Here is a 14,748-nt window from a genome sequence, read left to right as displayed (position 1 = left end):
ATCGTTATCGACGGGGTGATGCGGGGTTCCGATACGGCTTCTCTCCTAGTCGGAAAGGGACGGTGCGAGAGGTCTGAAAAGAGCGCTCTCCCGGCGGAGGAATGCGGGCATCGGAGTCGGGGACCGAGGTGGACGACCCATGTCCCGGCCAGCCGTGAGTGCGGGTCTCCAGGAGCGGAGCGGAGACGAAAGCGTCCTTCATCTGCGGTTTCGCGCGGTTCCACGACTGCGGCACCCCTGTTCGCCGCCGCCCTGAGCACGAAGCCGGCGTGCTGGGCGAGTCCCGCACGATCGGATCGAAGGAGCGCGCGCTATCACGGTCGCCTGCGTGGGAAAGGGGCTGCGCCATCTCCCGCGCACCCTTCTCCCAAGGGAGCCGATCACTTGTCCGAGAACTGACCCCTTCGTCGTTCCACCGCAGCGCCCACTCCTCAGAAGTGGTCGTACTCGCGCTCGAGTACGACGACTTCTGCTGACTCGCGCGGACCATTCGAGTCGAATGTCGCGCGACGTCGGAAGGACGTCGTCCGGCGGGCGGTCACCGGCGTGTCGCGCGCTCGCTCCGGCGTGTCGCGTTCGTCGTCCGGTCGGTCACTGAGGCGGTCGCCGTTGAACCGCGCGCACGCCTCCTCGACCGCGCGGCCGTCCGGGCGGTGGCGGCCCGCCGCTCCGGGGCCGAGCGGACGGCCGACGGCTACCTCCGGGTCTCCACGCAGGTTCTGGGCACTGACACTCCTCGCCGCGAGAGGCCACTCGTGCTCCCGCCCGGCGTCGCAGTCATACATGGCATCTTGCGGAGCGGGACCGCGCACGCGGGTGATGGGATGGCCTCGTGCACGCTGTCGAGATCCGTCCCTACTCCGAGGCCGACGCCCCCGCCACCCTCGCGGTGTTCCTCGCCGCGGTCACCGAGACGGCCTCGGCCGACTACTCGCCCGAGCAGGTCCGCGCGTGGGCGGGCGAGCGCGATCTGCCGGCGTGGCATGCGGCCATGAGGGGCCGTGGTGCCGTCGTGGCGACGATCGGAGGCGCGGTCGTCGGCTTCTCCGACGTGCAGCCCGACGGGTACATCGACATGATGTTCGTCGCGCCGCGATTCCTCCGCCGCGGAGTGGCTCATGCGCTGCTCGCCTACGTCGAATCGGTCGCCGGCACGCCCGAGCTCCGGGCAGACGTGAGCATCACCGCCCGCCCGTTCTTCGAGCGCCACGGCTTCGCCGTCGTGGCCGAGCAGCATCCGGTCCGCTCGGGGGTCGAGCTGACGAACTTCCGGATGGTGAAGCAGCTGCCGTGACGCGCCGTCGTCAGGACCCGGGCGCCCGGAGCGTGCGCGGCACGAGCCCCTCGTCCGCCACCAGCCGCGCCGCGCGCAGGGTCGCGAGGTCGTGGCCGTGCGCGCCGATCAGCTGCGCGGCGATCGGGAGGCCCGACCGCGACCCGAGACCGATCGGCAGCACCGTCGAGGGGCCGGCGCCGAGGTTGGCCATGCAGCTCCAGCGGCCGATCACCCGCTTGTCGGCCTGAGCGACCGACACGACAGGAGCCGCGAACGGCACCGTCGGTGCGAGCACGACGTCGACCTGCTCGAACACCCGCTCCCACTCGTCGCGGAGGCGCAGCTGGGCATCCCAGTCGGCCCAGGCGCGGCTGATCGGAGCGCCTGCGCCGGTGTCGCCCACCGCGTCGAGCCCAGCGGGACCGGAGAGGTCGGCGCCGAACGAGATCTCGTGCACGATCAGCCGGTCGAACAGCTCCTCCGCCTCCGGGGTACCCAGCACCGACGGGCCGAGGTCGATCACCGTCGCCCCCACCGTCCGCAGGTCGTCGGCGAGCTCTGCGAGCGCCTGCGCGGTCTCGTCATCGACCGGTGCCGTCTCCTCCGAGAGCCACAGTCCGACCCTCAGCTCTCGCACTCGCGAGAACGACGGAGCCGGCAGCGCGAGCCGCCACGGCCCACGCGAGACCGAGCCGGCGAGCACCGCGAACAGCGTCTCGGTATCGCCGGCGCTGCGGGCCAGCGGCCCGGCGGCGGAGGCGGAGGGTTCGAGCCGCGTGTCCACCGGCCAGGGCAGGTGCCCGCGCTTCGAGATCACGCCGCTGCTCGGGCGGTGCCCGCAGACGCCGTTCCAGGCGGCGGGTACGCGGATCGAGCCCGAGAGGTCGCTGCCGAGGTCGCCCCACGAGAGTCCGGAGGCGACCGCCGCAGCGGAGCCGCCCGACGACCCGCCGGCCGACAGTCCGTCCCCCCACGGGTTGGGTGCCCGGCCGTGCACCTCATTGGCGGTGTCGAACGAGTCGAGGTAGGCGGGCACGCTCGTCTTGCCGAGGATCACGGCGTCGGCGGCGCGCAGAGCGGCGACCGCGGGAGCGTCCGCACGGGAGCGGTGCACGGTGGAGGCGGTGCCGACGCTCCCGTCGAGTCCCGCCACCTCGAACGAGTCCTTGACCGTCAGCGGGACCCCCGCGAGCGGTCCGAGCGGCCGGCCTCGGCGGCGGCGCTCGTCGACGGAGGCGGCCGCGGCCAGCACCGCGTTCTCGTCCCATGCCACGACGGTGCCCGACTGCGCGGCGACGGCCGCGAGCCGATCGGCAGCGACCTCGACGGCTGACAGCCTGCCGTCGGCGAACGCCGACAGGAGGCCGGCGATGCTGTCGACGCTCACGGCGCGTCGACGAGGTCGGTGCGCCTCCCGACGAGGATCCCCGCGGCCGCGTCCTCCGCGAGCCGGGCGACGCACGCCTCGAAGTCGCCGCTGACGACGGTGCTCGACGACGAGAGCATGAGGTTGAACGGCGAGCCGAAGTTCTCGACGGTCATCCCGTCGGCGTCGACGAAGCCGCCCGAGCCGTCGGAGGTGACCGGCCCGAAGAAGTCGCGCACCCGGTCGACGGCGGTCGCGCCGTCGGAGGAGTAGACGTAGCTCGCCTTGCCGCGCCCGACCGCGTAGCCGACCTCGAAGCAGGTGCCCGCGTCGGGGTCCGGGCCGCGGAAGTGGTTGAGATTGGCCAGGACCGCGTCGGCTCGCTCGATCATCGCGATGTTGTTCTCGTAGATCCGGTCGGCGAGCGCCTCGCCCTCGAGCGCAGGGCCCTGGTCGGCGTCGGCGCCCTTGTCCAACGGCGAGATCGGCTCGATGCCGTAGCGGCGGCAGGTCTCGCGCATCTGCTCGGCGAGGGCGGGGCCGTCGGGCGAGAAGACCTCGAACCCGGCGAGATAGACGTGGACGGTCATGGTGGTGCCTCTTCTCATATCGCGACAGCAGGATCAGGAATGTCGCGATGACGAGGAGCACCCGCCTGTCGTTTTTCCCGAGGCCGACCCTAGGGGCCTCGTCGTCACCGGCTCGTTTCGGCAGGTTTCGGGCTCGTAAACGATCCTCCCCCGGTTCGTCGAACGGCGACGGCGCCGGATACGGTCCTTCGAAGACGCCCACCTCCGTGAGGCGGATCCCGCTCACACCCCGTTCGAGGAGCTCCCGCCGTGCCCGAATCCACGCCCCTGTGCCGCCTCAGCGGTGCCTGGCGTCTGGGCACCTGGCGGCTCTCGAACTCGCGGGCTCCGGCGCCGGCCTGACCGGCGCACTCCGCCGCACCCGCTTTCCGCGCGCCTCTCCCTTGCAGTGGCGCGCCCTCCTGAGGTCGCCTCGTCCCGCGGCCCTGTCCGCCGCCGTCGAGCGGCACCCTCGCGCGCCTCGCCGCGCTGCCCCGTGCACTCCCGGGCGCCTCCGCGCTCGCCTCCCTGTGAAGGTCGTCATGCCTGCTTCCCCCCCTCGCCGCGCTCCCCGCGCGGCACTCGCCCTCCTCGCCGGCGCCTGCGTCACCGGCCTCCTCGCCGGATGCGCCGGCTCCGACAGCTCCGCCTCCGAGACACCCGCCGCCACCCTCCAGCTCGGCTGGATCGCCAACGTCGAGAACATGGGCCCGTTCATCGGCGAGCGCGACGGCGACTACGAAGACGCGGGCGTCGACGTCACCATCACACCCGGCGGCCCCAGCACGACCGTCGAACCGCTCGTCGCGAGCGGCAAGGCCCTCGTCGGCCTCTCCTCCGCCGATGTCGTCGCCCGCGCCCGCAACGAGGGCGCTCCCCTCGTCATCGTCGGCGCCACCCTGCAGGTGAACCCGATGAGCATCATGTCGCTCGCCTCCGCGCCCGTGAACACGCTCGACGACCTGGTCGGCTCGCGCCTGTGCATTCAGACCTCGGGCGTCTCGATCATGGACGGCATCCTCACCGCCAACGACATCGAGCCCTCCGCCGTCGAGTACGTGACCGCCGATTTCGACCCGTCGCCGCTCGTCGCGGGCGATTGCGACGCCTTCGTCTCGTTCCTCAACAACCAGCCCGTGACGCTGAAGCTGCAGGGCATCGAGACAGTCGCGTTCCCGCTCAGCGACTACGGCTACGAGGCGTGGGGCAACGTGCTCTTCACGACCGAGGAGGCGCTCGCCGACGAGGCGCAGCGCGCGACGGTGAAGGCGGTCGTCGAGGGCACCATCGCCGGCTGGACCACCGCGCTCGCCGATCCCGCTGACGCGGCCGCCTACGTCTCGACGGCCCGGGCGAGAGCCAGAACCTCGACCTCGAGCAGCAGAAGCTCGCTGCGGAGGCGTTCGTCCCGCTGGTGCAGACTCCCGAGACCGAGCAGAACGGCCTCCTCACCATGAGCGACGAGGGCATCGCCGCGAACATCGCGACCCTCGAGAGCCAGGGCGTCGAGGGCGATCTCGAGTCGCTCTTCGACACCTCGATCCTCGACGAGATCCACGCGAGCTGACGCTCGCCCCTCCCTACCTCTTACTCACTGAAAGCGAGACCTCTCATGCCCGTCCACTTCTCCGAAGACCCCTGGACCCGCGTCACCTCCGTCCGCGGCTACCCCGCCGACGAGCTCATCTCGACCTTGCAGAAGTCGATCCGTCGCGGCGAGACCGAGCTCGCCCTCCTCGTCGGCCGCGAGATGTTCGAGTCGAGCCCCGACCTCGAAGAGATGATGTGGGCGCGCCTCAACGTCATCTCGTGCGAGGACGTCGGTGACGGCAGCTACTCCGAGCCGGTCGTCGTGAACAGCCTCTACCTCATGCACCAGCGCCTCGACCGCTCGTTCGGCGACCGCTGGCTGTTCGCGACCCACGCCATCCGCTTCCTCTCGGAGCGGACCAAGGACCGCACCTCCGACGAGCTCGCGAACCTGACCATGCACCTCATCAACGCCTCCGAGAAGCCGTTTGAGATCCCGGAGTACGCGCTCGACGTGCACACCCGCCGCGGGCAGCTCGCCGGCCGCTCGGTCGACGACTTCTGGGGCGACGGCGGAGGCTCGGAGCTCGTCAACGAGGTCGCCGGTCGCGACAGCGCGCTCAAGGACGAGATCCTCCGCCTCCGCGCCGCCGGGGAGTGGAAGGCGTGATCAGCGCGGGCGGCGGTGCCTCTCCGGGCCACTCGCCTCTGGGCCTGTCGGCCGCGGGCGTCGTCAAGGAGTTCGACGTCGCCCGCGGCACCGTGCGCGCGCTCGACGGGGTCGACCTCGAGACCCGGGAGGGCGAGTTCACCGCGCTCCTGGGCCCCTCGGGGTGCGGCAAGTCGACGCTGCTGCGCATCTTCGCCGGGCTCGAGGGCGTCAGCGGAGGCGTCGCGCAGCTGCACGGCGCCGACCCCGAGCGGGCCCGCATCGACCACCGGGTGGGAGTCGCGTTCCAGGACTCTGCGTTGCTCCCGTGGCGCAGCGCCGCGGCGAACATCGCCCTCGCCTACGAGGTCTCGGGCCGTCGCACGGACACGGCGGCCATCGCCGCCCTGATCGAGCTGGTCGGTCTGACGGGCTTCGAGAAGGCGAAGCCCGCGCAGCTCTCAGGAGGCATGCGCCAGCGCGTCTCCCTCGCCCGTGCGCTGGCCATGGAGCCCGACGCGCTGCTGCTCGACGAGCCCTTCGGCGCCCTCGACGAGGTCACCCGCCACCGGCTCAACCTCGAGCTGCAGCGCATCTGGACCGAGCGCGCGACGACCACGCTGCTCGTCACCCACAGCATCAGCGAGGCCGTGTTCCTCGCCGACCGCGTCGTGCTGATGGCCGCGCGCCCGGGCCGCATCGTCGAGATCGTCGACATCGACCTGCCGCGCCCCCGCACGGCCGAGCTGCAGCAGACCCCCGAGTTCCACGCCTACTGCGACCGCCTCTCGCGCGGCCTCTTCGGCGAGACGATCGCGGCCGGGGCACCGCGGTGACGGCTCTCGCGCCTCCCGAGCAGCCGAGCACCCGCACCACTGCGCTGCTCGTGCAGCGCCGCAGGTCTCGCGGAGTCGTCGGCCGCGTCGTCCCGATCGTCGGTCTCCTCACCGCGTGGTGGGTCGTCGCGCTCGTCGCCGCTCCGCTGCGCGTGATCCCGACCCCGTGGGCCGTCGTCGCCGCCTTCGTCGACGACCTGTCGGTGCTGCCGATGAACGTCGGGGCGACCCTCATGAACGCCGCCGTCGGGTACCTCGTCGGCAACGCGGTCGCCGTCCTCACCGCGATCCTGTTCGTGCAGGTGCCGTGGACCGAGCGCGTGCTGCTCCGGATCGCGGTGATGAGCTTCTGCGTCCCGCTGGTCGCGATCACCCCGATCCTCGTCGTGGTCTTCCCGGGCGACGTGCCCAAGCAGATCCTCGCCGGACTCTCGGTGCTCTTCACGACCCTGGTCTCGTGCCTCCTCGGGCTGCGCTCGGTCAACGGGGCGACCGTCGACCTCGTGCGCTCGATGGGAGGCTCGGATCGCGTCGTGCTGCGCAAGGCGCGGCTGATGGCGATGCTCCCCGGCCTGTTCGCCGGACTGCAAATCGCCGCCCCCGCCGCGATCCTGGGCACCATCCTCGGCGAGTACCTCGGCGCCGCCCGCGGCCTCGGCGTCATGCTCGTGCAGGCGCAGTCGTCGTTCCAGGTGCCGCGCACGTGGGCCGTCGCCCTGACCATGTCGGCACTGGCCGGCCTCGTCTACTGGGCTGCAGGCCTCATCGGGAGGCTCGCCACGCCGTGGGTCTCGCGCGACGTCTCGACCGCGGTCGGGCAGAGCATCGCGACCGCTTCGGGGCTGCGCGGCGGGCGGAGTGCTCTCGCCGGTCTTCTCGGCCTGCTCGGTTCGCTGGCGGTGATCGTCGCGGTCTGGTGGGGCGCGATCCTGGCGTTCGACCTGTCGCCGTACTTCGCGAAGACGCCGCTCGACGTGGTGGCGTTCCTGTTCCTGGATGTCTCGTCGGGAGAGAATCGCGCCGTCATCCTCGACGGCCTGGCCATCACCCTCCGCGACGCCGGCGTCGGCTACGTGATCGGCACTGCTCTGGCCTGCCTCGTCGCGGTCGGCATCGTGATGTCGACCTGGGTCGAGCGCACCGTGCTGCCGGCCGCCGTCGTGATGCGGTCGATTCCGCTGGTCGCGATGACGCCCCTGCTCGCCCTGGTCTTCGGCCGCGGGCTCCTGGGAGTGACGGTGATCGTGTCGCTCGTCACCTTCTTCCCCACGCTGGTGAGCGTCGCCGCCGCGCTGCGCGCCGCGCCCGGGGTCGCCTGCGACGTGGTGGTCTCGATGGGAGGCTCCACTGCCATGGTCACGCGCAAGGTGCGCCTGCTCTACGCTCTCCCCGCGATCTTCGCGTCGGCCCGCATCGCCGTGCCGGGCGCGTTCGCTGGAGCGACGCTGGCCGAGTGGCTGGCGACCGGCGAGGGGCTGGGGAGCATGCTCGTGCGCGACTACGCGGCGTCGCGCTTCAGCGCGCTGTGGTCGGAGACGGTGGTCGTCGTGGCCGTCGCGGTGGCACTTTACGCGGTGGTGAGCGTGGTGGAGCGTCCCGTGGTGAAGCGGTTCGCGCTCGGGCAGGGGTGACCCTGAAGGCGAACGGCTGAGGGAAGGAGCACGTGCGCCCTCACCTCTGCGAAGGAAGCATCCGCTCCCGCTTCTGGTGGTGCCGCTGTTCACCGGCAGAGGCGGCGGCTCCGGTCCGGTCCGAGATGGGCTGCTCATCCGACAGATCGTCGTGGTGCGGGAGGGCGGCCGGCAGCTCACGCACGCCGGACCGTGTCCCCGACACACCGAGCGCCCTTCCGATCCCCCTTCGGACCGACGCGATCTCGCGTCAGGGAGGCGCCATTCTCCGCCACGGGTCGGGGGAGCCTCCGCCTCATTTTGCAGGCGAACGAGAGCCATCACAGATCGGACGATCCCGCCGAGTATGGGGAAGTGCGGCCTTCCGAGGGAAGAGCACACGATCGCGCGAGACCGATCCTGAGAACTTTGTGTGCACGCGATGACTGCACCCTGACTTCACCCCGAGAAGGGGCACACGGACGCCTCCCTCGCGTGCCTTCTTAGGGGGACAAGGCCCCCTTCGCCGCGACCGTATCTTCGTATCCGCTCAACCCCGGACGGTCCGGAGGGCGCTCCGGGGGGGGTCGCACCATGGCGGCAGTGCGCGCATCTCAGCGCCGCCTCATCGACCCCGGCCACCGAGCATCCCGCCGCCCCATCGCCCTCACCCTCGTCCTCGCGCTCCTCGCCGCCGTCCTCACCATCGGCCCCACGGCCACCCAACGAGCCGACGCCGCCACCCTCCTCGTCCAGGAGTCCTTCGGCGGCACGAGCGTCCCCGACTCCGCATGGCAGATGCTCGACAGCGCCTGCCTGACCAAGGCGGCCACCGCCCCGCCAGCCGGGGCGTCGAACCTCGGCGTCTGCACGAACCGCACGGCCTCGCCGACGACTGCGGCCGACCTCGGCTACCTGCAGCTCACCGACAACCGCACCAACAGCAAGGGCGGCGCGGTGCTCAACCGGGCGATCCCGGCGACCGGCGGCATCGACGTGCTGTTCGACCAGTACCAGTACTCGACCGCCACGGGGAACAACGGCGCCGACGGCATCGGCTTCTTCCTCACCGACGGGTCGCGCAGCCTCACGGCGGCGGGCGCGCCGGGCGGCTCGCTCGGGTACGGGCAGTCGAACACCGTCGACGGCGTGAACGGCGGATACCTGGGCATCGGGCTCGACGCGTTCGGCAACTTCTCGAACTCGAGCCTCCTCGGGCTCGGGGCGGGCTGCCCGGCGCTCCCCCTCTCACCCGGCCAGGTGGCCAACCGCATCGTGGCCCGAGGTCCCGGCCAGGCTCGTGTCGGCTACTGCTACATCGACGGAAAGGCACCGGCCGTCGGCACGCCTCCGGTCACGAGCACGCTGCGCACTGCGGTGCCGGCGACCTCGACGGGAACGGCAGCGGCGCTGAACCCGCCCATGTCCTACGGCCGCACCATCCGCGTCACCGTCTCGCCCGCCGCGTTCCCGGTCGTCACCGTCTTCTTCGGTGCGACCGCCGGACTGCCCGCCGCGCAGCTCACCCAGGTCATGCAGTTCACGATGACCACCGCCGCGCCCCCCACCTACAAGCTCGGCTTCACGGCGTCAACCGGCGGATCCACCGACACGCACCTCATCCGCAACGTCACGGTCTCGACCGTGAACGACCTCGGCGCGCTCAACCTGGTCAAGCAGATCGACCGCACCACCGCGCAACCCGTGAGCTACGCCGAGGGCCAGACGATCCCGTACCAGTTCGTCGTCACCAACACCTCGCTCGCGGGCATCACGAACATCGCGGTCAGCGACCCGAAGATCCCGGTCGTGACCTGCCCGGTGACCTCACTCGCCTCGCTCGCCTCCGTCACCTGCACCGGCAGCAAGGTCGTCACGGCGGCGGAGGCGGTCGCCGGCTCCCTCGTCAACACCGCGACCGCGACGGGTCGCTCGGGCACCACCACCATCACGAGCAACACGTCCACCGTCACCGCCCCGATCACCACGCCCGCCCCCGTGATCACCCTCGCCAAGACCGGCGCCCTCGCCGACACCAACGGCAACACCCGGGCCGACGTCGGCGAGACGGTCACCTACTCCTTCGTCGCCCGCAACACGGGCAATGTGACGCTGACCGGAGTCGCGGTCACCGACCCGAAGGTCGCCGGCATCACGCCGACCACCGCGCAGATCGCTCCGGGCGGGCAGGCGACCTTCACCTCGGCCCCGTACACGGTGACGCAGGCCGACATCAACGCGAACACGGCGCTCACCAACACGGCGACGGTCAGCGGGCGGACGCTCGCGGCGACTCCGACGACCGTGACGGCCACCAGCACCGCCACCACGCCCATCCGCTACGCCCCCGGGCTCACGCTCACGAAAGACGGGACGCTCAGCGGCACCGCCGTCGTCGGCGCGCGGATCAACTACTCCTTCACCCTGACCAACTCCGGCAACGTGCCGCTCACCGCCGTCAGCATCGCCGACCCGCGGGCGGCCGTGACCTACGGCACCTGGCCGGGCACCGCGAACACGCTCGGAGTCGGCCTGTCCGTCACCGCGACGGCGAGCTACGCGATCACGCAGGCCGACATCGACGCGGGCAGCGTGCTCAACACCGCGACCGCGACGGGGACGCCGACGAGCGGAGCGGCCGTCACGTCCACCGCGTCCAAGACCGTCGTGCTCACCCGCACCAACGACCTCGCGTTCACCAAGACGGCGAACCCGTCGTTCATCAGCGCGGCCGGCACCGTCATCACCTACACGTTCGGCGCCACGAACACCGGCAACACCACCCTCACGAGCGTCGCGATCAGCGACCCGAAGGCCGGGCTCTCGACGATCACCCCGACCTGGCCGGGCACCGCCGGCCGCCTCACTCCGGGGCAGATCGTCACCGCCACCGCGACCTACACGACCACCGCGGCCGACGTCACGGCCGGCACGATCGCGAACACGGCGACCGTCACCGCGACTCCGCCCACGGGCGCGGCCTTCACGCGCACCGCCTCGGTGGCGATCACGGTCGTGCCCGACCCGGTCGCCGACGCCGTGACCGTGGTGCAGGGCGGCTCGGTCGTGATCGACGTGCTGGCCAACGACGGGGCGGTCGCCACCGGCGCCACGTTCTCGCGGGCGCAGCTCTCGGCGACTCCCAAGAGCATCGGAGGCGCGGCGTCGCCCGCGCCCGCCACTCCCGTGCAGGGGTCGGTCACCTGCGTCGACACCGGAGCGACCCGCGGCCAGTGCACCTACCGGCCCATCGCCGCGTACGTCGGCACCGACGTCTTCGACTACGCGCTGCAGAGCACCTACGGCACCTGGAACGTGCGCGTCACGGTGACGGTCACCGCGGTGAACCACGCGCCCGTCGCCCGCGCCGATCGGGCGGTCGCGATCACCGGAGGAGCTCTCGTCGCGATCTCGCCGCTCGCCAACGACACCGACGAGGACGCGGGCACGACGCTCACCTTCACCGCCCAGACCCCCGCCCGCGGCACGCTCTCGTGCACGACGACCTGCACCTACACGCCGCCCGGCGGCGGCTTCACCGGCCCCGTCGTGATCGCGTACACGGCGAGCGACGGCGCACTCACCGCGGCGTCCACGATCACCGTGTCCGTCGATCCGCAGCCCCTCACCCGCCGCGGCTTCAGCGACACCGCGGCGACAAGCGGAGCCGTGAGCCTGGGCACGTGGACGCGCTCGGCCGTCGTCGCGACCCCCGTCGCGAGCTGCACGGCGAACCGGCCCACGGTGCTCGTCTCGTGGGCGGCCGTGCCTGGCACGACCGGCTGGACCCTCGAGCGCCGCACGTCCGGCACGACGCCCGGGCCGTGGACCGTCGTCGCGACTCCCATCGCCTCCGCCACGTCGTTCACCGACGACCGGGTCGGCGAGGGCCGCGGCTACCAGTGGCGGATCCGCCCCGACCTGCAGCGCTGGCTCGGCGTCGCGTCACCCGCCTCGACCGCCGTGACCACTCCGGCCGTCGTCTCGGCGAGGGGCTGCTGATGCCCGCTCGCCCCCACAAGCTTCCCTCTGCGCAGTCCTGCGAAAGGGAGACCACGCCCGCACCGGGCACTGACCAGAGAGGAACGGTCGCCATGACCTCCGCAGCACCCCGACCCACCCGCACGACCCCGTGGAAGAAGATCGCCCTCACCGGAGGTGTCCTGCTCGCCGCAGGAGCGCTCGCCGGCGCCGGCGCCTTCGCCGTGTTCACCGACTCCGACACCGCCGAGACGACCGTCGACGCGGGTCAGCTCGACATCGTCGCCACCGGCGACTGGACGATCACCGACATCGCCCCCGGCGACACGGTGCAGCGCCCGCTGCTGATCGAGCTGCCGAACGCCACGAACGACGGCAACCTCGTCGAGTCGGTCCGCTTCTACCAGGAGGTCTCGGAGGAGACCCTCGGCACGAACGACCCCGACGTGGACGGAGTTGCGGAATCGCTCGTCACCGGCGCCGACGGCCTCGACTATCGGCTGCTCACCTGCTCCGTGCCGTGGACCAACCTGCCCGCGACCGGGGAGGCCGGCCCGTACGACTGCGCCGGCACCACCACGGTCACCTCCGAGGGCAAGCTGTCGACCATCGGCGGCCTCGCGAACGCGATCGACTTCACCCCGGCGGACTTCGGCCTGACCGCGACCCCCGAGGGCACCTTCCCGTCCGACACCGGCACCGGCGCGACCCTGAACTCGCTCGTCGAGCTCGTGCTGCCCACGGCCGCCGACAACGACTACGAGAACGCCGCCGCCACCATCACCTACACCGCCGCTGCGATCCAGCGCGACGGCATCCAGAAGTAGCACCCCGTCCGCGCCCGGCCCCCGTGGTCGGGCGCGGACCCCTCCCACTTCCCTCCCGGAGTCACCATGCACCCCGCCCGCGCGCTCGGCGCCGTCCTCGCGACGATCCTGCTCGCACCCGCGGCGAGCGCCGACGAGCGCGACGTCCTCGACGTGCGCGAGCGCTCCTCCTCGACGCTCGCCCTCGCCGACCTGGCGCCCGGCGACTCGTCGGAGTGGGCCGCCGAGGTGACCAACACCGACTCGGTCGGCCACGCGCTCACCGTCGGCTTCGACTCCGAGGGTCGCCTGCTCACCGCTCCGGACGGGCTCCGCCTCGCCGTCGACCTCTGCGACGCCCCCTTCGACTCCTCCCCCGTGCCGACCCCCGAGGGCCGCAGCGTCGAGCGCTTCACCTGCGCCTCGGGCGACGTGCCGCTCGGATCAGGACCCGCCGCCGGTCTCGGCCGGCTCGAGACCGCCCGACCGATCGCCGAGGGCGCGACCGTCGGCGTCCGGGTGCGCGTGGCGTTCCCGGAGTCGGCGGGGGAACGCGCTCGAGGACGCGGACAGGTCGCTCCGGGTCGTGTTCTCGGTGGCGGGGGCGGCTGAACCGGGCGGGCCGGGTGCCGGGAGTCCTGGCGCCGGGGGTCCTGGCGCTGGTGGTGCCGGTGCCGGTGGTCCCGGTGCTGACGGTCCAGGCGCTGACGGTCCCGGCGCTGACTCCGGAGTCGCCGCACCCGACTCCCCCGCGCGCCCCGGCGGACTCGCCGTCACCGGTCGCGATCTCGGCGCCGCGCTGCTCGGAGCCCTCGTCGCCCTCGCAGCGGGACTCGTGCTCGCCCGCCGCCGCCGGGAGGACCCCGCGTGATCCGCCGCCTCCTCCGCGCCCTCGCCGGCGTGCTCGTCACCCTGCTCGCCGTCGCGGGCGTCGCCGCGTTCGCCCTCTCGGCGCTCGGAGTGGTCCGCCTGGTGCCCGTGCTGTCGAACTCGATGGCGCCCGGCATGCCCGTCGGCTCCCTCGCCGTCACCCTGCCCGCCGCCCAGGCCGAGATCCGCGCCGGCGACGTGATCGTCTTCACCGACCCGACCGCGTCGTCGCGCCGCGTGATCCACCGTGTGACCCTCGTCTACTCCGAGGCGGACGCCGCACAGCTGCGCGGCCGGGAGCCGGGCCAGCTGGCCGTGACCACCAAGGGCGACAACAACGCCTCGGCCGACCCGTGGATCCTGACCATCGGCGACGACCGCGTCTGGCGCGAGGAGGCCGTCGTGCCGCTGCTCGGCTGGCCGGCCCTCGCCCTGACGACCCCGGAGGCGCGCTTCGCCCTCTTCGCGGGCGGCGGCGCGCTCGTGGTCGCGGCGGTGCTGCTCGTCATCTGGCGTCGGCCCGCGGGCGGGGCGGGGGCTGGGGAGAGCGGTCCGGCCGAGGGCGCCACCCCGGCCCGCGCCGAGGCCGTCTCGTGACCGGTGCCGCCCACCGCGCCGTGCTCCGCGCCGCGCACCGCCGTCCCCCGCGCCGCCACCGCACCCTGCTCGCCACCGGACTCGCGGCCGCCCTCGTCCTGGCCGGAACCGCCACCGCCACCGCCCTGTTCACCGATCGCGCCGTCGTGAAGGCCGAGACGAGCTCCGGAGTCGTCACCCTCTCGTTCACCGCGACCACCGCCACCACAGTCCCGGTCGCCACCACCGGACTCGTCCCCGGAGGCACCGCTCGCCGCCTCGTCGACCTCACGAACGCCGGCTCCGTCGCTGTCTCGGCCCTGCAGCTCGAATCCGCAGCGCCCGTGGTCGGCGCGAGCCCGTCCGACGGCCTGCAGATCGCCCTCGACCGCTGCTCCCAGCCCTGGTCGTCCGACGGAGCGACCTGCGGCGGCACGATCACCGCCGTCTCCCCCGACCGACCCGCCACCGCCCGGATCGACCTGCCCGCCTCCCCCGCCCTCGCGAACGGAGTGACGGATCACCTCCGCCTGACCCTGCGGCTCCCCGAGTCGGCCCCCTCCACCGCCCAGGGCACCACCGGCTCGATCACCCTCACCGCCGTCGGCGTCCAACGCCCCGGCCGCCACGTCTGACCGGCCGCCCTCCCCCCTCCTTCAGCAGAAGTTGCGGTAACCGC

At 72.4% G+C, this 14,748-nt stretch carries 13 protein-coding genes; 11 read left to right on the top strand and 2 right to left on the bottom strand.

The window, feature by feature from the left end:
- Positions 1 to 832: 832 nt before the first annotated feature.
- The gene (locus B0T42_RS09315; RefSeq protein WP_077222921.1) at positions 833 to 1,294 is read left to right on the top strand and encodes a GNAT family N-acetyltransferase; all 462 of its coding nucleotides are present in this window, start codon (positions 833 to 835) and stop codon (positions 1,292 to 1,294) included.
- Positions 1,295 to 1,304: 10 nt separating this feature from the next.
- On the opposite strand, the gene B0T42_RS09310 is transcribed toward B0T42_RS09315, so the two are convergent.
- Entirely contained in the window at positions 1,305 to 2,663 is a 1,359-nt protein-coding gene (locus B0T42_RS09310; RefSeq protein ID WP_158078091.1) for an amidase family protein, read from the bottom strand.
- Positions 2,660 to 3,232 (bottom strand): nucleoside 2-deoxyribosyltransferase, encoded by a 573-nt coding sequence (locus B0T42_RS09305; RefSeq protein WP_077222919.1) that lies wholly within the window; start codon positions 3,230 to 3,232, stop codon positions 2,660 to 2,662. The genes B0T42_RS09310 and B0T42_RS09305 overlap by 4 nt, the downstream gene beginning before the upstream one ends.
- A gap of 521 nt (positions 3,233 to 3,753) precedes the next feature.
- Here B0T42_RS09305 and B0T42_RS09300 point away from each other — a divergent pair.
- The 10 genes from B0T42_RS09300 to B0T42_RS21975 all read left to right on the top strand — a co-directional run bounded on the left by B0T42_RS09300 (position 3,754) and on the right by B0T42_RS21975 (position 14,704).
- The gene (locus B0T42_RS09300; protein ID WP_158078090.1) at positions 3,754 to 4,668 is read left to right on the top strand and encodes an ABC transporter substrate-binding protein; all 915 of its coding nucleotides are present in this window, start codon (positions 3,754 to 3,756) and stop codon (positions 4,666 to 4,668) included.
- On the top strand, positions 4,626 to 4,778 hold the full coding sequence (locus B0T42_RS19985; RefSeq protein ID WP_158078089.1) for a hypothetical protein: 153 nt from the start codon (positions 4,626 to 4,628) through the stop codon (positions 4,776 to 4,778). Before B0T42_RS09300 ends, B0T42_RS19985 begins: the two co-directional genes overlap by 43 nt.
- Positions 4,779 to 4,823: 45 nt before the next feature.
- Positions 4,824 to 5,411, top strand: a complete 588-nt coding sequence (locus tag B0T42_RS09295) for a hypothetical protein (protein ID WP_077222917.1) — start codon at positions 4,824 to 4,826, stop codon at positions 5,409 to 5,411.
- Positions 5,408 to 6,226: an ABC transporter ATP-binding protein gene (locus tag B0T42_RS09290; protein ID WP_342418225.1), complete on the top strand. Its 819-nt coding sequence runs from the start codon at positions 5,408 to 5,410 to the stop codon at positions 6,224 to 6,226. Before B0T42_RS09295 ends, B0T42_RS09290 begins: the two co-directional genes overlap by 4 nt.
- Positions 6,223 to 7,857: an ABC transporter permease gene (locus tag B0T42_RS09285; protein ID WP_077222915.1), complete on the top strand. Its 1,635-nt coding sequence runs from the start codon at positions 6,223 to 6,225 to the stop codon at positions 7,855 to 7,857. The genes B0T42_RS09290 and B0T42_RS09285 overlap by 4 nt, the downstream gene beginning before the upstream one ends.
- 573 nt (positions 7,858 to 8,430) lie before the next feature.
- Positions 8,431 to 11,838, top strand: a complete 3,408-nt coding sequence (locus tag B0T42_RS09280; protein WP_077222914.1) for a DUF7507 domain-containing protein — start codon at positions 8,431 to 8,433, stop codon at positions 11,836 to 11,838.
- A gap of 92 nt (positions 11,839 to 11,930) precedes the next feature.
- Positions 11,931 to 12,644, top strand: a complete 714-nt coding sequence (locus B0T42_RS09275) for a TasA family protein (protein WP_077222913.1) — start codon at positions 11,931 to 11,933, stop codon at positions 12,642 to 12,644.
- A gap of 66 nt (positions 12,645 to 12,710) precedes the next feature.
- The gene (locus B0T42_RS09270; RefSeq protein WP_077222912.1) at positions 12,711 to 13,235 is read left to right on the top strand and encodes a hypothetical protein; all 525 of its coding nucleotides are present in this window, start codon (positions 12,711 to 12,713) and stop codon (positions 13,233 to 13,235) included.
- Between the two features lie 255 nt (positions 13,236 to 13,490).
- Complete coding sequence (locus B0T42_RS09265; protein ID WP_077222911.1) at positions 13,491 to 14,090, top strand: signal peptidase I; 600 nt, start codon at positions 13,491 to 13,493, stop codon at positions 14,088 to 14,090.
- Entirely contained in the window at positions 14,087 to 14,704 is a 618-nt protein-coding gene (locus B0T42_RS21975) for a hypothetical protein (protein WP_077222910.1), read from the top strand. The genes B0T42_RS09265 and B0T42_RS21975 overlap by 4 nt, the downstream gene beginning before the upstream one ends.
- Positions 14,705 to 14,748: the final 44 nt, after the last annotated feature.

It is taken from the genome of Rathayibacter rhapontici (assembly GCF_001995175.1).
GTDB lineage: Bacteria > Actinomycetota > Actinomycetes > Actinomycetales > Microbacteriaceae > Rathayibacter.
The sequence above is the reverse complement of the archived record's forward strand: the minus strand, read 5'-3'. Positions and strand labels throughout refer to the sequence as shown.

Excerpts from the sequence above, each read along its gene's own strand:
- B0T42_RS09305 (WP_077222919.1), bottom strand. The coding sequence starts at position 3,232 with ATGACCGTCCACGTCTATCTCGCCGGGTTCGAGGTCTTCTCGCCCGAC.
- B0T42_RS09300 (WP_158078090.1), top strand. The coding sequence starts at position 3,754 with ATGCCTGCTTCCCCCCCTCGCCGCGCTCCCCGCGCGGCACTCGCCCTC.
- B0T42_RS09295 (WP_077222917.1), top strand. The coding sequence starts at position 4,824 with ATGCCCGTCCACTTCTCCGAAGACCCCTGGACCCGCGTCACCTCCGTC.
- B0T42_RS09280 (WP_077222914.1), top strand. The coding sequence starts at position 8,431 with ATGGCGGCAGTGCGCGCATCTCAGCGCCGCCTCATCGACCCCGGCCAC.
- B0T42_RS09275 (WP_077222913.1), top strand. The coding sequence starts at position 11,931 with ATGACCTCCGCAGCACCCCGACCCACCCGCACGACCCCGTGGAAGAAG.
- B0T42_RS09270 (WP_077222912.1), top strand. The coding sequence starts at position 12,711 with ATGCACCCCGCCCGCGCGCTCGGCGCCGTCCTCGCGACGATCCTGCTC.